Source organism: Psychrobacter sp. FME13, assembly GCF_014861395.1.
In the GTDB taxonomy this organism is placed as follows: domain Bacteria; phylum Pseudomonadota; class Gammaproteobacteria; order Pseudomonadales; family Moraxellaceae; genus Psychrobacter.
Genome location: NZ_RRYV01000044.1, coordinates 1 through 22749, shown reverse-complemented (window position 1 = coordinate 22749; position 22749 = coordinate 1). Strand labels below are relative to the sequence as shown.

General features: G+C 42.2%; 17 protein-coding genes. 13 read left to right on the top strand and 4 right to left on the bottom strand.

Annotation, left to right across the window (positions count from 1 at the left end; translation table 11 throughout):
• Positions 1-100: 100 nt before the first annotated feature.
• Entirely contained in the window at positions 101-1927 is a 1827-nt protein-coding gene (locus EI164_RS07570) for a sigma 54-interacting transcriptional regulator (protein WP_192519373.1), read from the bottom strand.
• Between the two features lie 320 nt (positions 1928-2247).
• Positions 2248-3570 carry a two-component system sensor histidine kinase NtrB gene (locus tag EI164_RS07565; protein WP_192519372.1) on the bottom strand — a complete coding sequence of 441 codons (1323 nt, stop codon included), beginning with the start codon at positions 3568-3570 and terminating at the stop codon, positions 2248-2250.
• A 133-nt stretch (positions 3571-3703) separates the two neighbouring features.
• Here EI164_RS07565 and rimO point away from each other — a divergent pair, with 133 nt between their 5' ends.
• The 12 genes from rimO (at position 3704) to EI164_RS07505 (ending at position 18958) form a co-directional block, all read left to right on the top strand.
• Complete coding sequence (gene rimO / locus EI164_RS07560) at positions 3704-5308, top strand: 30S ribosomal protein S12 methylthiotransferase RimO (RefSeq protein ID WP_192519371.1); 1605 nt, start codon at positions 3704-3706, stop codon at positions 5306-5308.
• 182 nt (positions 5309-5490) lie between these two features.
• Positions 5491-6216 (top strand): UMP kinase, encoded by a 726-nt coding sequence (gene pyrH, locus EI164_RS07555; protein WP_192519370.1) that lies wholly within the window; start codon positions 5491-5493, stop codon positions 6214-6216.
• Between the two features lie 210 nt (positions 6217-6426).
• A complete protein-coding gene (frr, locus tag EI164_RS07550; RefSeq protein ID WP_192519369.1) occupies positions 6427-6981 on the top strand; it encodes a ribosome recycling factor in 555 nt (184 codons plus the stop codon).
• Between the two features lie 231 nt (positions 6982-7212).
• Entirely contained in the window at positions 7213-7971 is a 759-nt protein-coding gene (uppS, locus tag EI164_RS07545; protein WP_192519368.1) for a polyprenyl diphosphate synthase, read from the top strand.
• 244 nt (positions 7972-8215) lie between these two features.
• Complete coding sequence (locus EI164_RS07540) at positions 8216-9025, top strand: phosphatidate cytidylyltransferase (protein WP_192519367.1); 810 nt, start codon at positions 8216-8218, stop codon at positions 9023-9025.
• A gap of 299 nt (positions 9026-9324) precedes the next feature.
• Positions 9325-10533 (top strand): 1-deoxy-D-xylulose-5-phosphate reductoisomerase, encoded by a 1209-nt coding sequence (gene ispC / locus EI164_RS07535; RefSeq protein WP_192519366.1) that lies wholly within the window; start codon positions 9325-9327, stop codon positions 10531-10533.
• 56 nt (positions 10534-10589) lie between these two features.
• Positions 10590-11960, top strand: a complete 1371-nt coding sequence (gene rseP, locus EI164_RS07530) for an RIP metalloprotease RseP (RefSeq protein ID WP_192519365.1) — start codon at positions 10590-10592, stop codon at positions 11958-11960.
• Positions 11961-12224: 264 nt separating this feature from the next.
• On the top strand, positions 12225-14612 hold the full coding sequence (bamA, locus tag EI164_RS07525) for an outer membrane protein assembly factor BamA (RefSeq protein WP_192519364.1): 2388 nt from the start codon (positions 12225-12227) through the stop codon (positions 14610-14612).
• A 142-nt stretch (positions 14613-14754) separates the two neighbouring features.
• Positions 14755-15771 carry a UDP-3-O-(3-hydroxymyristoyl)glucosamine N-acyltransferase gene (gene lpxD, locus EI164_RS07520; protein WP_192519363.1) on the top strand — a complete coding sequence of 339 codons (1017 nt, stop codon included), beginning with the start codon at positions 14755-14757 and terminating at the stop codon, positions 15769-15771.
• 56 nt (positions 15772-15827) lie between these two features.
• Positions 15828-16337 (top strand): 3-hydroxyacyl-ACP dehydratase FabZ, encoded by a 510-nt coding sequence (fabZ, locus tag EI164_RS07515; protein ID WP_192519362.1) that lies wholly within the window; start codon positions 15828-15830, stop codon positions 16335-16337.
• Positions 16338-16531: 194 nt separating this feature from the next.
• Positions 16532-17311, top strand: coding sequence for an acyl-ACP--UDP-N-acetylglucosamine O-acyltransferase (gene lpxA / locus EI164_RS07510; RefSeq protein WP_192519361.1), 780 nt, complete (start codon positions 16532-16534; stop codon positions 17309-17311).
• A gap of 297 nt (positions 17312-17608) precedes the next feature.
• Positions 17609-18958 carry a sodium-dependent transporter gene (locus EI164_RS07505; protein ID WP_192519360.1) on the top strand — a complete coding sequence of 450 codons (1350 nt, stop codon included), beginning with the start codon at positions 17609-17611 and terminating at the stop codon, positions 18956-18958.
• Between the two features lie 93 nt (positions 18959-19051).
• Here the strand turns inward: EI164_RS07505 and tgt are convergent, their stop codons facing one another.
• The gene (gene tgt, locus EI164_RS07500; protein ID WP_192519359.1) at positions 19052-20203 is read right to left on the bottom strand and encodes a tRNA guanosine(34) transglycosylase Tgt; all 1152 of its coding nucleotides are present in this window, start codon (positions 20201-20203) and stop codon (positions 19052-19054) included.
• Between the two features lie 255 nt (positions 20204-20458).
• Here tgt and EI164_RS07495 point away from each other — a divergent pair, with 255 nt between their 5' ends.
• Positions 20459-21109 carry an SOUL family heme-binding protein gene (locus EI164_RS07495; RefSeq protein WP_192519358.1) on the top strand — a complete coding sequence of 217 codons (651 nt, stop codon included), beginning with the start codon at positions 20459-20461 and terminating at the stop codon, positions 21107-21109.
• A 99-nt stretch (positions 21110-21208) separates the two neighbouring features.
• On the opposite strand, the gene asd is transcribed toward EI164_RS07495, so the two are convergent.
• Positions 21209-22342, bottom strand: a complete 1134-nt coding sequence (gene asd / locus EI164_RS07490; protein ID WP_192519357.1) for an aspartate-semialdehyde dehydrogenase — start codon at positions 22340-22342, stop codon at positions 21209-21211.
• Between the last annotated feature and the right edge of the window lie 407 nt (positions 22343-22749).

The window sequence follows — 22749 nt, the reverse complement described above, 5'->3', positions numbered from 1 at the left end:
TCTAGGCCTCTTTTTCACCTGCTCTTTGATATTGCACTTCATGTGTTAATCTAAGAAATAATTGATATTACTATTGTTTTAAATAACAGTTTTTGTACTTTTATTCACTATTTCTCTGTTCCTTTGGCGTAGTGATCTCTAATTGCTGTAATTTACGGGTTAGTGTATTACGTCCCCAACCGAGCAAGTTGGCTGCAGCTATCTTTTTACCTCCGCTATGTTTGAGCGCAGCTGTCAGTAAAACACGTTCAAACTCAGGTGTGGCCGTTTGCAAAATATCTGTTTCTCCTGTCTGCAGCACCTGTTCGGCCCAAATAGCCAACGCCTGCTGCCAACTTGGAACAGCAGATATAGGCTGTTCTTGATTGATTTGGCTTTGGGAGCTCACGTTATCGCTATATGATTGTTGTTCTTGATATTGTTCTAGATTAGATGAAGCATTTTCGAGCAGTTCTGGTGGCAAGTCCTCAGGCATGACGGTGTCACCAGTTGCCATGACAGTCAACCATAGACAAACATTTTCCAATTGACGGACGTTACCGCGCCACTCAAAAGATTGCATAATCTGTACAGCCATCGGATGTAACTGCTTTAGTGCGGTGTCCATCTGCTCAGCAGCACGTTTCATAAAATAAGTCGCTAGCGCAGGAATATCTTCGCGTCGCGTGCGTAGCGGTGGCAGTGGTAGACGGATAACGTTGAGGCGATAAAACAAATCCTCACGGAATTTACCTTGTTTGACTAACTCTTCTAAGTTTTGATGAGTGGCAGCGATAATACGCACATTTACTTTGATTGGCTGTTGTCCACCCACGCGATAAAACTCGCCATTTGCTAATACGCGTAGCAATCTCGTTTGAGTGCTAAATGGCATATCACCGATTTCATCTAAAAACAATGTACCGCCATCAGCCTGCTCAAAGCGCCCTGGTCGTGTGGTCGTCGCACCAGTAAACGCTCCTTTTGCATGGCCAAATAGCTCAGATTCGATCAAGTCGTGTGGAATAGCAGCCATATTGAGAGCGATAAAAGGTTGTTGGTTACGCGGTGAATGTTGATGTAGCGCGCTGGCGACCAATTCTTTTCCGGTTCCTGATTCACCCGTAATTAAAACGGTAATAGGTGAGTGTGCCAATCTGCCGATCGCGCGGAACACCGTCTGCATAGCTTGTGATTGGCCTATGATACCGCTAGGGTTGTCATTAATGTTTTGGTTTGTACTGATAACAGGGTTGGTATTATTTTTGACTTTAGTTTTAGCTGCTTTGCTCTTTTTGGTGTCATTAGATGTGCTTGTTGGATGAGTCTGTCCAGTAGGTTCAACCTTTACATCAAATTCAGTATCGCTCTCAGCAGTATAATCAGTCGTTGCATTGGTGTTAGATGTATTAGCGTCGACTGCGTAAGTGGTCGCGGTCAGATTGGGCTGATAATTAATGGCTTTATAAATGGTTGCAACGGCATCATCCAAGTCAAACGGTTTGGGTAAGTATTCAAAGGCACCTGTTTGATAGCTATTAATAGCAGAGGTTAGGTCTGAGTGTGCGGTCATGATGACAATAGGCAGCTTAGGAAAGTGCTGATGCACCCAGTCACTAAAAGACAGCCCATCCATCATCGGCATACGAATATCAGTCAATATCACATCGGGCAGTTGCACCTGTGACTCATTTTCTTGCAATATATCGTTGAGACGTGCCCACGCAGCTTGTGCTTGGGTAAAGCTAATAACCGTCAGTCCTGCATCTTCAAACGTATCTGCCAACACCATTCTTAAGGCGGCATCATCATCGATAAGCCATAACGTTGCGGGGTCAAGTTCGGGGTTGTTATTGACCGTTACTTTTATTGTTTGATCATTTATCAGTTGATCGGTTGCCGTCTGATTATCGCTTTTAGGTTTATGCTTTTCACTATATTCAGTCATGTATTAGGCCTAATGAGCAATGAGTTGGTTCAGAGTTATGATGTGGTCATTTACGACTTGGTAGTATTAATTGGCTTTGTTAATCTCTTGGTTAATTAGGGCATGTCCTCAATTCAATCGATAGTTATCTAAATGGGTTAAAAATAGCTAAATCTTGCCAAACGGTGTCAAATAGCTGACTAATATCTCGATATTATCTGCGCTATTTTCCTTGTTTGACGGCAATTTATCTCATTTTCATCACCATTTTTAAAATGAGGACACGCCCTAGTAGCTGTATCAAGTAATAATAGCAAAGTTATTTGTGCTTCAGTAATTAATCAATGAAACGGCAGGTATAAGGTAAAACGTGTTTGTTGCTCACCTTGTACCTGTGTTGAGCTAACATCAATCATACCACGATGATGGCTAATAATATCTTGTACGATAGATAACCCTAATCCAGTGCCAGCAGCACGACTTGTCACCATAGGAAAAAATATCTGCCCGATCAATTCAGGGTCAATTCCTGAGCCGTTATCAGTAATGTTAACTTGCAGAACTTGTTTGTGCTGTTGCCCAACGATGGTGTGTTGAAAAGCAATACGTGTTTGAATGTGAAGTATTGGCTGATAATCTATTTGGTCATCACTGTTAGTATTGATCGAAGATAATACTTTGGTTTCGGATATTTTTTGTTGTTGCAAGGTTTGTTCAAACTCAGTCATGGATTCACAAGCATTGTTGATCAGGTTTAAAAACACTTGAATTAATTGATCTTTATCTGCACATAATTCAGGCAGTGATAAGTCATAATCTCGCTGTAGCGTTAATTGTGGATATTGGTTCATCACCAAAGACAATACATGCTCTAGCGGTTCATGAACATTAATCGTTTGCCAGTTTGGGAGTTGATTAGAGCCCAAAAACTGTCCAACAAGATGCGTTAGACGGTCAGTTTCTGAGATAATAATATCGGTATAACCACGTAGTTTGTCAGTGGTTTTTTGCAAGTTTTTATGATTCAGAGCAGTATTTGTATGGTTTGAGGCAGTTGACGCGCTACTATTAAGAATAGAGGTGTCACTGAACTTGATAAATTGTCGCTGCAATAATTGTGCAGCACCGCGAATACCTGCTAACGGGTTTTTTATTTCATGGGCAACTGACCGTAGCATATGACGAGCCACACCATATTGTTGTTGCTGACGTTGTTCTTCTGATATACGGCTTTGTCGATCTTTGCCCCACATTTCAATAATAAAATAGGTCTGCTGCTCGTATATGACAGGAGTGACACTATAGTCAACGGAAAATGACAAATAACCGTTCAGCTGTGTGTTTACAACATGGTCATGATCGATAAAGGGTTGCTGATACAGTTTTGCTTGCTCAAATCGTTCGGTTAAGGAGCAGTTTTGGGCATCGACATCATCATTATTAGGAATATTACTATCTTTTGGGTTTAACTCTTGGGGTGCTAATAACGTTAATATAGGTTGATTGAGCAGCCTTCCACTACTGATAGCCAGTAGTTGCTCGGCCTGAGCATTGAGCCACGTAATAGACAACTCTTCATTGACCCATAAAATAGCCGTAAATAAATGCTGAGATATAAATGCTAAATCAGGTGTGGATTTTGCGGTTGTGAAATTTCTTGCCATGAGTCAATGCCTAAAAAAAGATGTTCAAGATAATATTTAACCATAAATCAACACTATAGAGCGGCAAAACTAGCGATTTTTGCAAAAAAAACGTACAATGCGCACAGCCATTTTATCTCTAGCAAGGTCAGCCATGTCCAAAACTTCTACCAAGTCGCTTAACACGACTATTACCACCTCTCAGCCAGCTTCTACTCCGACAGATTCTACATTAAAAGACACCGCCACTGTTTTTAATCCTGCTAAGCCAACAATAGCACAAGACAGTCAAGCAGATACGAACCAGTCCAATCCAGCTAAAGCCAGCCATCATAGAGCCAATCATAACCAAAATCGTAGTGTTACACAAAGTAGTGATTTAACGACTGCTAATGCCACTGCTGCTATGCCCGTCAGTGCAGCACCAAAAGTTGGTTTTGTCTCGTTAGGTTGCCCAAAGGCGCTAGTGGACAGCGAGCGCATCATCACTGAGCTGAGCCGTGATGGTTACCAAGTAGCCAGTGATTATGAGGGAGCAGATTTGGTCGTGGTTAATACCTGCGGCTTTATTGAGTCGGCGGTACAAGAGTCGCTGGATGCAATCGGGGAGGCTATTAGCAAAAACGGTAAAGTCATCGTGACGGGCTGTTTGGGTAAAGAGGCGGATAAAATCCGTGAGATGCATCCTGCTGTGCTCGCAGTAACTGGTGCGCACGCATATGATGAAGTGATTACAGCGGTTTCGAAACATGTGCCAAAACCAAATAGTAGTAAGGATGAAGACTACGACCCAAAAATAGATTTGATTAATGAGGCAGGTATCAAGCTGACGCCAAGCCATTATGCCTATCTAAAAATTTCTGAAGGCTGCAATCACCGTTGTACTTTTTGCATTATTCCAAGCTTACGTGGTGATTTAGATTCACGTCCGATTGATAATGTCATGAATGAAGCCTTGGCACTAAAAAATGCTGGCGTGAAAGAGTTGTTAATTATCTCGCAAGATACTTCTGCTTATGGGCTAGATTTGAAGTATAAAACCAGTTTCTGGAACGGCATGCCACTCAAGTCAAAGTTTTATGACTTGTGCCAAGCATTGAATGGCTTAGGTATCTGGGTACGTCTACATTATGTCTACCCTTATCCGCATGTGGACAAAGTCGTTGAATTGATGGGTGAAAAGAAACTCTTGCCTTACTTAGACATTCCCTTTCAACATGCCAGTCATCGAATACTAAAAGCAATGAAACGTCCAGCGCATAGTGAAAACACTTTGGCACGTATCAAAGCATGGCGTGATATTTGCCCTGATATCGTTATTCGTTCAACCTTCGTTGTTGGTTTCCCTGGTGAGACGGAAGAAGATTTTCAATGTTTGCTTGACTGGCTGGTTGAAGCTCGTCTTGATCGTGTCGGTGCATTTACCTATTCAGAAGTAGAAGGTGCGGTAGCCAACGATTTACCAGATCATGTGCCAGAAGAAATCAAGAAGTCACGTTATGAGCGTTTGATGGCGCTACAACAAGAGATTTCAGCACAAAAGCTACAAGAAAAAATCGGTAAAACTTTAATGGTATTGGTCGATGAAATTGATAGTGATGAAGGTATTGCGATTTGCCGTAGCTATGCGGATGCACCTGAAATCGATGGTCACGTCTACGTTGATGATATCAATGCAGGGGTTAAAGTCGGGCAGTTTTTGACTGTCACTATTGACGAAGCTAGCGAGTATGACTTGTTTGCTAGCTACAAAGGTTAAAAACCTAATACGATATGCCAGTGAAAATTGCCCCATAAAGGACAGTTTTTGCTACAATTGACGCAATTTAGCCTTGTGACCTATTTGTCATCAAGTATGGCAGTGTGGTCAACGCCAAGGCAAACTCTGTTTGTATTTTACCGATAACTTTAATTATAATTTAATGATAACAAGGTGATCTCATGTCTGACAAAAATCCGCGTTACTCTCGTATCTTGCTAAAACTATCTGGCGAAGCTTTGGCTGGTGGTAAAGACATGGGTATCGATACCGAAGTGCTCGATAAAATGAGTTTGTCTATTGCCCATTTGCGCGGACTGGGTGTTCAAGTTGGTATCGTGGTCGGCGGTGGTAATTTATATCGCGGTGCCCAACTACAAAAAGAAGGTCTGGTTGGCCGTGTCACTGGCGATCAAATGGGTATGCTGGCAACGGTCATGAATGGTTTAGCGATGCGTGATGCGCTTGAGCGTCGCAATATTAAAACACGCTTGATGTCAGCACTACCTATTGGTGAAGTGACAGAAAGCTATAGCAGCCGTAACGCGATTCGTTATCTAAAAAACGGTGATGTTTGTATCTTTGTTGCGGGTACGGGTAATCCGTTCTTTACCACGGATACCGCCGCTTGTTTACGTGGTATCGAAATTGAAGCAGGCTTGATTTTAAAAGCGACCAAAGTCGATGGTGTTTATGACAAAGACCCAAGCCTACATACCGATGCCAAAAAATACGATGGTTTAACCTTTGACGAAGTGTTAGAGCAAAAACTTGGCGTTATGGACTTAACTGCTATTGCATTGTGCCGTGAGCATAACGTACCGCTACAAGTTTTTGATATGACCAAGCCTAATGCCTTATTAAATGTCATTATGGGTGAAAATGAAGGCACACGTGTTTATCACTAATCTGATGTAAAACCTATAGTCGATCAATGTTAAAAATGGTGCAAGGCAGACAAGCGCAAGTACTACAGTAGTAGGCTAAGCGAGTCTAACGCCGTAACACTTTAAGAGTGGTTCGACTATATACTCGCCAGCCCAAGTGATAGCACGACTAGACAACGTATATTTACTAACAATGAATGATTTATCGATAGCGATAAATAAGGATACATAATGATTAAAGAGATTAAGCAAGACGGCGAAGCCCGCATGCAAAAGACATTGGAAGCGCTTGAGAGTACTTTCAGTAAAGTTCGTACTGGCCGTGCCCACCCAGGTATGTTGTCAGGCGTAATGGTCAGCTACTACGGTGCTGACACTGCACTCAATCAGGTAGCGAGTGTAAACGTAGAAGATTCACGTACACTGCTGGTTCAGCCGTTTGACCGTACTATGGTACAAGCGATTGATAAAGCCATTCGCGAAGCAGATCTGGGTCTAAACCCAATGACCGCTGATGTGATTCGTGTACCGATGCCAGCATTGACAGAAGAAACTCGCCGCGATATGCAAAAGCTTGCGCGTGGAGAGGCAGAAAATAGCCGTGTTTCTATCCGCAATATTCGCCGTGACATGATGAATGATATTAAAGATTTAGCAAAAGAAAAAGAAATATCAGAAGATGAAGAACGTCGTGCTAGTGATGATATTCAAAAGATTACTGACAAATACATCGAAACTATTGATAAGAGCTTAACTAAAAAAGAAAGCGATCTGATGGACGTTTAAATACTGATTTCTCTATCATTTATGGCATAGAGTGATTCAGTTGTTTCTCCATGACAAGCAGCCAATGTGCCAACGCTATTGGCTGTTTATCATTGTGCAAGTATTAATTGTACAAGTATGAAAAGCCTGATGGCTGAATTATGAGAAATTTATGAATTGTTTCTATGACGCTTTTTAATCATCATCGCACACGTTATTATCCTCTTACTTTAATAATAAGCCAGTTCGCCTATGTCCACGTCAGCCGTTTCGGCTCCTATTCCGACACTTCTTCCTCGCCACATCGCTATCATTATGGATGGCAATAATCGCTATGGTAAAGCCCATGATTTGGGAAAAGGCCAAGGGCATGTCGCTGGTAAAGATGCACTAGATCCCATCGTCGAGTATTGTGTGGATGCGGGTATTGAAGTATTGACGGTATTTGCCTTCTCTAGTGAAAATTGGCAGCGTCCAGCCAGTGAAGTGGCGCTGTTAATGCAACTGTTAGCTTCGACCATTCATGAGCAGATACCACGCATGCATGAGTATCGTATTCGCCTGCGCTTTATTGGTGATCGCAGTCAGCTGAGTGCTGATTTGCAAGAGCTGATGGCCGATGCTGAAGCAAAAACAGCAGAATTTGATGCCATGACCTTGGTTATCGCGATCAGTTATGGTGGTCAATGGGATATTGCGAATGCTGCAAAACAGTTGGCGCAGCAGGTGCAATTAGGTCAGTTACATGCTGAAGATATTAATAAAGAGATGCTCGATGAGTATGTACAGTTGGCAGATGAGCCAGCTGTCGATATGCTAGTACGTACGGGCGGTGAGTATCGAATCTCTAATTTCTTGTTATGGCAATCAGCCTATGCTGAGTTATTCTTTACTCAAACGTTGTGGCCGAATTTTGGAGCAGACGAGCTGGCAACGATGGTAACAGAGTTTGCCCAGCGTCAACGCCGCTTTGGCAAAACCAGTGAACAAGTCGTGACAGAAAAAAAATAGTTGTTAAGACAGTGGTTAAAAACACTAATCATTATTAAGAATAATTCATGACTTAAAGCGTTCATTTAATATGTGTGCAAAAGTATCTTGTAAAGCCGCTGTCCTACTCGTGGTCAATGCCGCTTGTTTATGGAATAATAAAGTGCTTAAGAGGTGTTGATTACTATTAGTGGGCTATTGTAGATTAGCTGCTATAATGCACTTTTTGATCACGCAGTATTCATTATAATAAGGCTCAATAAGTATGTGGCAACGAATTAAGACGGCAATAGTTCTCGTTATTATCGTTGGTATTGCAATGTTTGCGAGCCAAAGCCCTGTTTTATTTGCACCGCTGTTAGCCGTTGGCGTTATTATCGCGGCTCATGAATGGACTAAGCTGATGCCTAAATGGCGTCAACCAGTTGTATTTGTGTTGCTAGTCCTTGTACTGACCTTAGTATCACTCATGCTTAAAGTGACTTGGCTATTTTGGTGGGTGGCATCGCTCGCTATATGGTTGATGGCGTTATCTTGGGTCAGAGTATTTCCAACTCATACCAATTGGTACGGTAAAAAACTGGCTTTGATGGGCGCTGTGATATTAACGGCAGCGATTACGGCTATGTTTTATCTGTGGCAGTTGTCGGCATGGTGGCTGCTTTATGTTTTCTTATTGGTTTGGTGTGCGGACAGTGGTGCTTACTTTGTAGGACGCAAGCTTGGTCGCCGTAAGATGGCACCGAACGTTTCACCCAACAAGAGCATGGAAGGGTTGGCTGGTGGGTTGATTACAGGCTTGATCGTCGTTGTTGCGATTAGTGTCTTTCAGTTAAAGCTAACAGGTATACCGCTAATTGCCTTTGTGGCGTTATCAGCGCTAACAATCTTGTCTTCAGTACTCGGTGATTTGTTTGAGTCGATGCTCAAACGCCGTGCTGATGTCAAAGATTCAGGCACAATTCTCCCAGGCCATGGTGGTATACTTGATCGTATCGACTCGCTATTGTCTGCCACGCCGATATTTGCGCTTGGTTTTTGGGCGATACAACACTTTGGTTTGATTGTCGTATAAGGTAGCAAGATTATATTGGGGGCTGTTGAACATTCATATATGGTACTGACCCCCGCACTCGAACAAAACAGCGCTTACTTTGTGAATAGGCAAAGCGTCTCTTTGCTTGATCCGTTCTCAAGGCTGATGCTAAAACCATCCCAAACCTTGTTGCAACCCTAGCTCTAGATAAGGTCTCGATATTACCATCGGCTTGCGCCTAGTTTGGTGCACTTTTAGCAATCAGCAGCCCTAATATTTAAATATTCAACAGACGCTAGTTACTTCTTTTATTTTCACCGTATTATTCATAGGCATTAATGGTTATGACGCAACGCATCACCGTACTAGGCGCGACAGGTTCGATAGGCGATAGCACGTTAGCAATCTTGGCGGCGCAACCACAGCATTACTCGGTTTACGCTTTATCAGGCTATCATCGTTTAGACAAGCTATTGACGCTTTGCCAGCAGTTTTTGCCCAAGCGTGTCAGTGTGCCAAGCGCTGCTATCGATGATTTTGCACAGCGTCTTAGTGCCGCGGGTCTTGATATCGATGTCGTGGGCGGTGAAAAAGGGCTAATAGATATTGCAACCGATTCGCAAGCTGACACGGTGGTCGCGGCTATCGTGGGTGCCGCTGGATTACCTTCTACTTTAGCTGCCGCTCGTGCAGGTAAACGTATTTTACTGGCCAATAAAGAAGCCCTCGTAATGGCAGGGCAAGTAATGATGAATGCGGTAAAAATTTACAATGCCACTTTATTGCCTCTCGATTCAGAACACAATGCTATTTTTCAGTGCCTACCACTCGCCATTCAGCAAGACAATATGCAAATTCATCAGTCTAGTCATGGCGTGCGTAAGTTATGGCTGACGGCCTCTGGTGGGCCATTTTTAGGACAATCTTTTGCTCAAATGCAACAAGCAAGTGTCGCTGAAGCGGTTAAGCATCCTAATTGGTCGATGGGTCAAAAAATCTCTGTCGACTCTGCAACAATGATGAATAAAGGTTTGGAGCTAATTGAGGCTTGTCACTTGTTTGATTTGCCTGAAAATAAAATAAATGTGGTCATTCATCCACAAAGCATCATTCACTCAATGGTAGAATATAGCGATGGTAGCTACTTAGCGCAGTTGGGCAGCCCAGACATGAAGACACCCATCGCTCATGCACTTAGTTATCCTGATCGGATTGATAGTGGTTCGCAGCCGTTAGATTTATATGCGCTTAGTGGGTTGGAGTTTGTTCAGCCTGATTTGCAAAAATTTGCGTGTTTGCGTTTGGCCAGACAGGCAATGAAAGCGGGTACACAGGCGACTATCGTGCTAAATGCTGCCAATGAAATTGCCGTGGCTGCGTTTTTGGATGGCAGAATTCGCTTGACTGATATTGCTGATATTAATGAACAATCCTTAAATGATATACAGCTGCCACCATTGAATGATACAGCTGATATAGATGATATTCTAGCGATTGATAAGATAGCACGCCATTTGACAGACAGGCTTGTGGCAAAGTTAGTGTAATTGTTGATTTTTAATACTGAATCGAAGATGTTTAGATAAAACGCTGGAAACCAATCATGACCTTTTTATTAACCCTCCTTGCAGCAATATTTGTCTTAGGTCCACTCATTGCTTTACATGAGTGGGGTCACTATATCGTAGCACGGCTTTGCGGCGTAAAAGTGCTGACTTATTCTATTGGCTTTGGACCTAAACTCTTTGGTTGGACGAGTAAAAAAAGCGGTATTGACTATCGTATCTCGGCACTGCCACTCGGTGGTTACGTCAAGATGCTTGATGAGCGTGAAGGTGAAGTTGCCAAAGACGAGCAGCATCTAGCTTTTAATAACCAGCATCCATTGAAAAAAATTGCGATTGCGGCGGCTGGTCCTATCATGAACTTTGTTATTGCCATTGCCCTGTTTTGGGTATTGTTTATGACACCATCAGAACAGCTGGCAACTAAGATTGGACAAGTACTACCAGATACACCAGCTGCCATGGCACAGCTGCCTGTTGGTGATAAAGTTGTTGCGATTGATGGTCATGAAGTACAGACATGGGAAGGTATTAATTACCGTCTGGCTGGACGTATGGGTGAGACAGATGATGTGAGTGTCACTGTGCAATCGGACGTTCAGACTGATAACACTACATATCAAGCACCCGTACAGCAGTTTATGCAAGGGGCTGATCAAGGCAAAGACGCATTGACGAGTTTTGGTATGCTACCATGGCAACCAGATATTGCGCCGATAGTGGGTGATTTGAGCGCTGATGGTGCTGCCAGCCTTCAGGGTATGGAAGTGGGCGACCGTATTACGGCTATTAATGATACTGAAATTAAAGACTGGCTCAGTATGACACGCATCGTCCGTGATAATCCTGAAACACTGCTTGATTTTACGGTATTGCGTGATGGAAAGCCTGTGCAGCTGAAGATTATGCCACAAGGTAAAAAAGACAATTTAGGCAATGATTATGGCCAAATAGGTGCTATGGTACAGCAGTCTGAGATTGTTATTCCTGACGCCTATAAAACCACAGTGGTCTATGGTCCTGGTGAATCGCTGGTCAAGTCGTTTGAAAAAACCGAACAGTTAGCCGTCATGACGGTAAGTTCTATGGGGAAAATGCTGTCAGGTATGATTGGTTTGGATAATTTATCAGGGCCGATTACCATTGCAAAAGTCGCTAAGCAAAGCTTTGATATCAGTTGGCAGATGGTATTGTCTACTACAGCATTGATTAGCTTAAGCTTAGCAGTTTTAAACCTTTTGCCTATTCCTGTATTAGATGGCGGTCATATTGTCTATCACTTTATTGAGCTGGTTCGTGGTAAGCCGCTGTCAGAGGGGGTGCAAATGGTGGGATTAAATATTGGTTTACTCTTGCTGGCAGGTTTCATGGTGTTAGCAATTGGTAATGATATTAGTCGGCTATTTTGATTGAATGATAGCTAATATAAGTGATAAGGCATTATATACTAATGGTTTTATGGCTATTATGACTTGTTTTTTGATCTAATAGGTGCCAATGATTTGTACTGTATCCTCTGTACTAATCGTAATTTTTAGTTTATTTTGTGATGCATTTTATATAAAGTATTCTGAGTCTCCCACGTATGAGTGCGAAACTTCATATGCGATGGGCTGGACAATATGTGCTTTTTAACTTAACTTAAGCAAGTTTTTTATTGACGGATAGTGTTTATGCGTACGCCTTTATTTATGAGCGCGGCAGGGTTGCCGTTAGTTGTAACAATGATGAGTATGCCGGTACAGGCTGCAGAATTTGTAGTGACTGACATCGGTTTCAATGGTTTACAACGTCTAACCCCCGATAGCCTCTATCCGGTTCTACCGATTACGGTAGGAGATACGGTTAGTGATAGTAGCTTGGCTGCTAGTATTAAGGCGCTATATGCGACTGAGAATTTTGCTGACATTCAAAGCCGTGTCGAAGGCGGTCAGTTGCGATTTGACGTTGTAGAACGTCCGACCATTGCTGAGGTGACCTTTGAAGGCAATAAGCTTATTCCAAAAGAAGGGCTTGAGCAAGGTTTAGAAAATGCTGGTTTATCTGCTGGTGATGTGCTCAAACAATCGACACTACAAGGCGTAGCCAACGAGCTACAGCAGCAATATATAAGTCAAGGCTACTATAATAGTAATATCGAAGTAGATCAGACCGTACTTGATGGCAATCGTGTCAAGCTAGATGTGCGCTTTATTGAGGGTGATCCTGCTAAAGTTGTTGATATTAATGTCATTGGTAATGAGCACTTCAGTGATGAAGAAATCAAAGACGTGTTTGCGGTAAAAGAATCTTCTTGGACTCGTCTACTATCTAAGTCTGATCGTTATGCACAAGAAAAATTGGCGGCCAGTTTGGAGAATTTAAAAGCACTCTATCAAAATGATGGTTATGTACGTTTTGCAGTAGATAATGCAGTGCTGAATATCAGTGAAGATAAAAGCAGTGTATTTATTGAGGTAAGCCTGAGCGAAGGTGAGCAATATCAATTTGGTGACGTCAACTTTTTGGGCAAGCCGACATTTGATAACAGTGAATTGAAAGAGCTGGTCACTTTTGCCCCTAATGAAAAGTACTCGCAAGCCAAACTAGATGCGACGACCGCAGCGCTTAAGAGTCGTTATGGTAACGAAGGCTATTATTTTGCAGAGGTTAGACCTGTACCACGTATCGATGATGACACTAAAATGGTAGAGGTTGATTATTTTATCGATCCTGCACGACCTATCTATGTGCGTCGTATTAACTTTACGGGTAATATCAAAACTGAAGACGAAGTGCTTCGTCGTGAAATGCGTCAACTAGAAGGATCGCTTGCTTCTAACGACAAAATTCAGCTGTCGCGTACACGCTTGATGCGTACAGGATTCTTTAAAGGTGTGACCGTCGATGTCAAACCTGTCCCTAACCAACCAGATCAAGTTGATGTCAACTATGTGGTTGAAGAGCAGCCTTCTGGTAGCTCAACCATCGCTGCAGGTTATTCACAAAGTGGTGGTGTGACATTCCAGCTAGATTTGACTCAAAATAACTTTATGGGTACTGGTAACCGTGTCCAAGCTGCGCTATCACGTTCAGAGACCTATGATTCTTATAGCTTAGGTTATACTGATCCATACTTTACAGAAAACGGTGTTTCTCAAGGTCTTAGTGCTTATTATCGTAAGACCAAATATGATGATGACAACGTTAGCAACTATGTAACTGACTCCATTGGTTCCACTCTTAATTATAGCTACCCAATCGATGAAACCAAACGTCTTAGCGCGGGTTTAAATATTGATAATACAACCGTGCGTGGTGGTAAGTACCTTGGGATATCTAATGTTCAGGAACTGTTGGATGATGGTGGTACGCAAACAAACTACGATGATGGTGGCGACTCCAGTTTTAAAAATGACTACACAACTTACAACTTACTATTTGGTTGGGATTACAGCACGTTAGATCGTCCAGTATTTCCAACTAAAGGTATGAGCCATGCAATTGATGCCACTATCGGGGTTGGTGATGCCAGTTACCAAAAGTTAACCTATAGTGGTAATGTCTATTATCCTTTGTATAAAGATTTTATCGCACGTGGCTATACCAAGCTTGGTTACGGTAACGACTTGCCATTTTATGAAAACTTTTATGCAGGTGGCTACGGTTCAGTACGTGGCTATGAGTCGTCAACCTTGGGTCCTCGATCAGAAAATTATTACTATGCTGAAAACGACATAGTGACTAGTGGCGAGGAAGTCGGTGGTAATGCCTTGGCTACATTTGGTGCCGAGCTGATTTTACCAATGCCATTTAAAGGCGATTGGGTAGATCAAGTGCGTCCAGTATTATTTGCTGAGGGTGGACAGGTCTTTGATACCACAGGAAAAGAAGATGAAACCTTTGAATATACAGGTGTGTCTTTAATCACTCAAGACAATAGCTTACGCTATAGTGCGGGCGCGGGTGTCACTTGGTATACACCTATTGGACCAATTTCACTGAGCTATGCCGTACCTATCGGTGATAAAGAAGGTGATGAGACTGAAGCTGTTCAGTTCCAAATTGGTAGTACATTCTAACTTTGGATAAGAGCACGAGATCATACAAGTAAAGATATAATTGCTATTTTTGTGATCGCAACATCCGTCAGATATTAGAGGGTTGCCAAGATGATTATTCAACTTGGCAGTTTCTTTATCCATAATAACGTTAATAGCCACTATGATAACGATAAAGCAGATTATTACTCGGATTGAGCAGCATCAACCAGTTACTAACAAATCTGAAATTAATGTTGAACAATTAAGTCAAGAGCTCGATGGGGTGGGGAGTCTGACCACTGCTAATCCTCAGCAATTGAGTTTTTTGTCAGGAGCACGTTACGCTTCTAGTCTTGTGAGTACTCAAGCAGGAGTAGTATTAATCACAGCAGACTATCGTGATCAAGCTCCAGATTCTGCTGTAGCGTTGGTGGTCGCAAGTCCTTATTTGGCCTATGCGAGTGCTAGTCAGCTATTTGGTCATCAATCACTGTCACATAACATTCATCCTAGTGCTGTGATTGCTGATAGTGCGATTATTGATGAGCAGGTTAGTATTGGCCCTTTTTGTATGATTGGTGAGCATGTGAAAATCGGTAAGCATAGCTCATTGTCTGCTCATGTGATTGTCGAGGATAATGCGACTGTAGGCACTGACTGTGTTATCAAAGCAAATGTCGTTATTGGGCATGACTGTATCATCGGTAGTCACGTTAGATTGCATGCAGGTGCGAGTGTTGGATCAGAAGGCTTTGGCTTCGCACCTACTAGTGATCCTAGCACCACAGGCTGGGAGCGTATTGCTCAGTTAGGGCGTGTGGTGGTTGGCGATCATGTGAGAATCGGTAGCCAGACCTGTATTGACCGTGGTGCCATTAATGATACGGTTATTGGTAATCATGTTATTATTGATAACTTGGTACAGGTAGCTCATAACGTACGTATCGGTGATGGTACGGCCATCGCGGCCCAAACAGCCATCGCTGGTAGTACCAGTATAGGTAAACGCTGTATTATTGGCGGCGCTGTCGGTATCACAGGTCATATTGAGATTACAGATGATGTGACGTTATCTGGGATGACTATGGTCACCAAATCTATTAAAGCAGCTGGTTCATATTCTTCTGGAACGGCTGCAATGCCAACGGCTAATTGGCGACGTGCTGCTGTACGCTTTCGTCAGCTTGGTCGTGATTAGTGAAATGACAACAATATAACTTATAAATATTAAACACATAGCAAGGAAGTGCCATTATGAGCCGCCCAGATATAGATATTTTAAATGATGATAATGTTAAAAGCTTAGATGAACAAGGTCTTAAGTTGCCACTAACGTATCATACGCTTAAGCACTATTTGCCACATCGTTATCCTTTTTTGTTGGTAGATAAAGTTATTGACTGTATACCTGGAGAATGCATTACTGGTGTTAAGAACGTAACGGTTAACGAAGAGTTTTTTAATGGTCATTTTCCTGATGAGCCGATTATGCCAGGAGTATTAATGGTAGAGTCCATGGCCCAAGTTTCAGGTGTTCTCGGATTCATTAGTGCTGGTTTGACCGCAGAAGATGGTTATCTATATCTATTTGCAGGTGTCGACAAAGTTCGTTTTAAGCGCCGAGTTATTCCTGGTGATCAGCTCATTATCCGTGCTAAAACAGTGATGCAAAAGCGTGGTATTTATAAATTTGATTGTACCGTACATGTCGAAGACGAATTAGCTGCCAGTGCTCAAATAATGATTGCCCGTCAAGAGCAATAGTATTAGTTAATGATCACCGTGTTTATAACTAGCACCGTTAGCTACTGCTTTTAAAGCACTATGTTGAAGTGTGCAGTCAGTATGACCATCAATTACTATATATATTATTAGCACCGTTTTTGGTTTGTTGAACAAGGTCAAATCGACTATTTTTTCACTATTTATTCGCACTAGATGATACAAAGGCCCACATTATGAGTCAGATCCATCCAACAGCACTCATCTCACCGTCCGCTCAGATCGATGAGACCGCTACTATTGGTCCGTACTGTATTGTCGGTGATGAGGTGTCGATTGGCGCACATACCGTTTTGCATCGGCATGTCGTCGTCACTAAGTTGACTCGTATCGGGCAACACAATCAAGTTTATCAATTTGCAAGCATTGGCGAGGATCCACAGGATCTAAAGTATGCGGGCGAACGCACGTGGTTAGAAATTGGTGATCATAATACTATCCGCGAGGCCTGTAGCTTACACCGTGGTACAGCACAGGATGGCGAGCTGACCAAAATTGGTAGTCATAATCTATTGATGGTGAATACCCATGTCGCGCATGATTGTGTGATTGGCGATCATAATGTATTGGCTAATAATGTCGGAGTAGCAGGACACGTTACTATTGGCGATCATATCATCATCGGCGGAAACTCAGGTCTTCATCAGTTCTGTACTGTAGATGACTATAGTTTGATTGGTGGTGCGAGTCTTATTTTAAAAGATGTGGCTGCTTTTACGATGGTATCTGGTAACCCAGCCAAAGCTCACGGTCTTAATGTCGAAGGAATGCGCCGCAAGGGCTGGTCGAAAGAGACTATTGATGTGCTGCGCCAAGCGTATCGTGTTATTTTTAGATCAGGTTTGACGACCGTACAAGCACTTGAAGTATTAAACAACGACTTGCTGATAAAAGAGCCAAAAATCCAATTACTTATTGACTCATTACAAAAAAGCCGTCGCGGCGTAGTGCGTTAAACATACGCACAAAATGAGTATCAGTCAAATTTTTTTGATTAGATAAACTCTTGTTAGCTCTAGAGAAAATCAACGAAAGCCATAACTAATAGTTATGGCTTTTTATATTTGTGACTACTTGACTTTTTTGGTCGCTTAGCAGAAACTGAGCGTTTATGATAATGTAAACAATTCTTTCTTAATGTTGCTAAGTATCTCATAGCGAGCCGCTTGCTAAATAGCTTAATATTATAACTGGCTTTTATGGTGATCAAGGAAGATTGTCAGCGACATTATTTGAAGTATGAGGATGGAAAAATGGCTATCAACAAACAAGAACATGCACAGTGGAGCTCGGGCTTTGGCTTCATATTAGCAGCAGTAGGATCGGCAGTTGGTTTAGGAAACATATGGAAGTTTCCATATATGGTCGGTGAGAGTGGTGGTTCAGCTTTTGTTATTGCTTATTTATTTTGTATTGCGCTGGTAGGTTTTCCGATTTTAGTGGCTGAGTGGCTGATAGGTCGCCGTGGTCAAAAAAACCCAGTCAATACTTTTGCTGATGTTGCAGCAAGTGAAGGTAGGTCGCGCAGTTGGAAGATTATTGGTGCTTCAGGTGTTTTAGGTGGTTTTTTAATCCTATCGTTCTATAGTGTCATCGGTGGTTGGGCACTCAACTACGTGACGAAAATTGCTACAGGTAGCTTTGTTGGTCAAGATAGTGATTCAGTCGCCGCCACTTTTGATACTATGTTAGCTTCAGCTGGTGCATTAACAGTATGGCACACTGTATTTATGGCTGTTACTGCTATTATCGTCGGTATTGGCGTGACTAGTGGTATTGAAAGAGCTGCCAAGATTTTGATGCCATTATTGGGTGTGATTCTATTTGTGATCGTTGGCTATAACGTCATGAATGGTGGTTTTGGTGATGCAGTGGCTTACTTATTTACCCCTGATCTTAGCAAGCTGACCGAAGACGTTATGATTGCCGCACTGGGACATGCTTTCTTTACCTTATCTATTGGTATGGGCATTATGGTGGCTTATGGTTCATATTTGGGCCGTGAAGTAAATTTACTTAAGACAGCTCGTACTGTTGTTATTTTGGATACCGTCATTGCATTGGCTGCGGGTCTAGCAATCTTCCCAATTATCTTTAGCAATGGTTTAGATCCTGCATCAGGTCCTGGTCTTATTTTTGTCAGCTTGCCTATCGCGTTTGGTAGCATGGGTGCAGGTACTATCATTGGCACACTATTTTTCTTACTGATTACCTTTGCGGCTATCACCTCTGCAATCTCATTGCTTGAGCCAACCGTTGAGTTTTTAGAAGAACGTACCTCAATGAGTCGTACCGTATCGACTATCGTTGCAAGTATCGTAATCTGGTTGCTAGGTATTGCAGCACTGCTATCGTTCAATCTGTGGTCTGACTTTACTATTATGGGCAATAATATCTTTGATGCTTTAGATAAATTAACCAGTAAGTTTCTCTTGCCTCTCACAGGTCTTGCAGCAATTGTATTTCTTGCGTGGAGAATGGATCAGCGTAGTATTAGAGAAGAGCTTGGATTGTCTAGAGGTGCGTTTCAGATCTGGCAATTCATAGTCAAAGTTGTGGCACCACTTGCAGTCATTATTGTATTTGTGAGTGCACTGAAGTAGTAAGACTTATCACAAAAAAAGGGCTTAAGATTATTCTTAAGCCCTTTTTTATTTTAACTGATACAGATAAACGATGGTAAATACTAAACAGAATTAACGTAAGTTTAATTCGGGAACCGTTTGACCACGTTTGGTATAAAACTCGATGACAAACTCATCAAACTTGTCTTGTTCAATCGCATCTCTAATACTTTGCATCAAACGTTGGTAATAGCGTAAATTATGAATAGTAGCTAGTTGAGCACCTAGCATCTCTTTGCATTTATTAAGGTGATACAGATAAGCACGGCTAAAGTTTTGACAGGTGTAGCAATCGCATTCAGGGTCTAATGGGCCTTCATCGTTGCGATACTGGCTATTGCGGATACGTACCACACCAGCATTGTCTGTGTCGCCTGTGACGAAGTAATGACCGTTACGCGCGTTACGAGTTGGCATGACACAGTCAAACATGTCGACACCGCGGCGAACGGCTTCTACGATGTCTTCAGGCTTACCAACACCCATCAAATAGCGTGGCTTGTCAGCGGGCATAGCATCTGGGATATAATCTAAGACATTCATCATCTCGTCTTTTGGCTCACCAACAGACAAGCCACCAATAGCATAACCATCAAAACCAATATTGAGCAGACCTTCTAACGACTTTTGGCGTAAATCAGCATACATACTGCCTTGGATGATACCAAACAGAGCATTGGTGCTGCCTAAGCGTTTGTGTTCATCCACACAGCGTTGTCCCCAACGTAATGACAGCTCTAATGATTTTTGCGCTTCGTCATGAGTCGCTGGGTATGGCGTGCACTCATCAAACTGCATGACGATGTCTGAGTTCAAGCTATATTGAATCTGCATAGATTTTTCTGGTGATAGAAAAATCTTCGCACCATCGATGGGAGATTTAAAGTTAACCCCTTCTTCAGTAATTTTACGCATGGCACCAAGGCTAAATACTTGAAAGCCACCTGAATCAGTGAGGATAGGCTTGTCCCAATGCATGAATTTATGTAGGCCACCGAATTTGTCGATAACCTCGGTACCAGGACGTAGCCATAGATGGAACGTATTGCCTAATACAATATCAGCACCGATGGCTTCGATATCACGTGGCAACATGCCTTTGACCGTGCCATAAGTACCGACTGGCATAAAGGCAGGCGTCTGTACGTCGCCATGATTGAGATGAACTGTACCACGGCGTGCACGTGTTTCGCCGCTGGCCGTTTTGTGTAAGACAAATTGCATATGATAATCGCTATTTAAGCTATGAAAATGGCGCTAATTATAACATTGTTGGTGGATTTTTTGGACATGGATATTTATGTGTCATTGATATATCTGTTGTTTCAGCCCTATAAGTTCAACAAGTTTCATACTTGATATGATGAGGGTATAACCAAAAGACACAGACAGTATTATGGGGTAGTTGGTAAAGTATATAAAAAACAATGATATAAAAAATATCATTAGACTCGGTGTTTTGGACATTGGAGAACTAATATGACTAAAAAAGCTTACCTACTATTAAGTGGTTTATTATTAACATCAGGAGCAGCTATGGCTACCGAAGAGCCGGACTATACCGTATTAATGCAAGAGGATGACTTTGAATTACGTCGTTACGATGAGCAGCTTGTGGCCCAGACTTGGGTGACAGGTGACCAAAGTGCGGCTAGTCGCGAAGGATTTAAAACATTAGCAGATTATATCTTTGGTAATAACACAGCGCCAAGTGGTGAGAGTAGCAAGATTAGTATGACAGCACCGGTCACCATGCAGTCGCAAGCGAATAGTAATAATGATGCGTCACAAAAAATTGCGATGACAGCACCAGTGAGTATGCAACAGAGTGATGGAAAATGGCGCGTACAGTTCACCATGCCAAGCCAATACACTATGCAAACGTTACCAAAACCTAATAATCCAAATGTTAAGATTATCGAAGTGCCGGCACAGACTTATGGCGTCATTAAGTTTTCTTGGTGGGCAGGAGAAGATAAAGTCGCAGAAAAAACGGAAGCGCTACGGACTTGGATGCAAGATCAAAACTTAGTGATAACAGGTGAGCCTGAGCTGGCCCGTTATAATCCGCCATGGACACTGCCGTTTATGCGCCGTAATGAAGTGATGATAGCTTATCAGCCAAAATAATACCAATTGTTCAGATTTTGAAAAGTTGATGGTCATAAAAAAAGACAGCGGTTGCTGTCTTTTTTCTTGATGTTTAAGAACATTGTTTAGATATTTAGCTTAAGCATTTTGCTCACGGATGATATTCAGCATACGACGTAATGGCTCAGCAGCACCCCATAATAATTGGTCACCCACGGTAAACGCACCTAGATATTCAGGACCCATATTCAGCTTACGCAAGCGACCTAACGCGACTGTCAACGTGCCAGTGACGGCGACTGGCGTTAAACGATCCATGGTGGCTTCTTTGTCATCTTCGACTAAATCTAACCATTCGTTGCCGCTGTTCTTAAGCGCCGCTTCGATTTCTTCTAATGGAATGTCTTTTTTGAGTTTGATTGTTAGCCCTTGTGCATGACAGCGCATCGCACCAACGCGGACACACATACCGTCGATAGCAATCTTATCGGCTTCAGAATTACCAAGAATTTTATTGGTTTCAACACCACCTTTCCATTCTTCTTTTGACTGTTTGTTCTCTAGTTGAACATCAATATAGGGGATTAAGCTACCAGCCAATGGTACACCAAAATACTGAGTAGGGAAGTCCTCTGAGCGCTGTGTTTGGGCGATTTTTTTATCGATTTCAAGGATGGCACTAGCAGGATCAGCCAGCTCGTCTTTGACCGCTTCATGTAGTATGCCCATACCGCTAATTAGCTCGCGCATATTGTTTGCACCTGAGCCACTAGCTGCTTGATACGTCATGGCGCTGACCCATTCGACCCAACCTTTGTTAAACAATTCACCGATAGCCATCAGCATCAATGATACGGTACAGTTACCACCGATAAAGTCTTTTTTACCACTGGCTAAAGCACTATCAATCACGCTGCGATTGACGGGATCAAGGATGATAATACTGTCGTCTTTCATTCGCAACGTACTGGCTGCGTCAATCCAGTAGCCATTCCAACCGCTATCACGTAATGGTTGATGTACCTTTGATGTATAGTCACCACCTTGGCAGGTAATCACCACATCACAAGCTGCTAAGGCAGTAATATCATGAGCATCTTTTAATTGGCTGGTTTCAATACCATCAAAACTTGGCGCATCACCGCCTGCATTGCTAGTTGAAAAAAATACGGGCGTAATACCGTTAAAGTCATTTTCTTGTTGCATACGTTGTATCAATACTGACCCAACCATACCACGCCAGCCTACCAAACCTACTGTTAAATCACTCATGAAGTCCAATCCTATTGACAATTATTTGTTGCATAGCTAACCAGTAACAATGCCGTGAATAGCCATAAAAAGCAAGGCGTTTTAGCGACTTTTAGCCATTTTTTATACACAATTCACTATACATATTATAACTTTAAGTTATTAGGGTATATTTAACAGTCATAAATGATTTAATATATTTGTTAATGAGATAGTCCAAATTAGGTATAACAGATGGCATCAAAGGGCTGTATAACATAGTGCGTTGCTAAGTTGCTGTATTAAGCTATAATCTAATGAAAATTTAAACGTAGCTATCTTTAGTCCCCATTTCACTAGACGGTTAATACATATTATGGAACTCTCACTATTATTAGGACTTACGCAAAACCAGAGATATATTGCCAACCTAAAGCATAGCGTAGTAC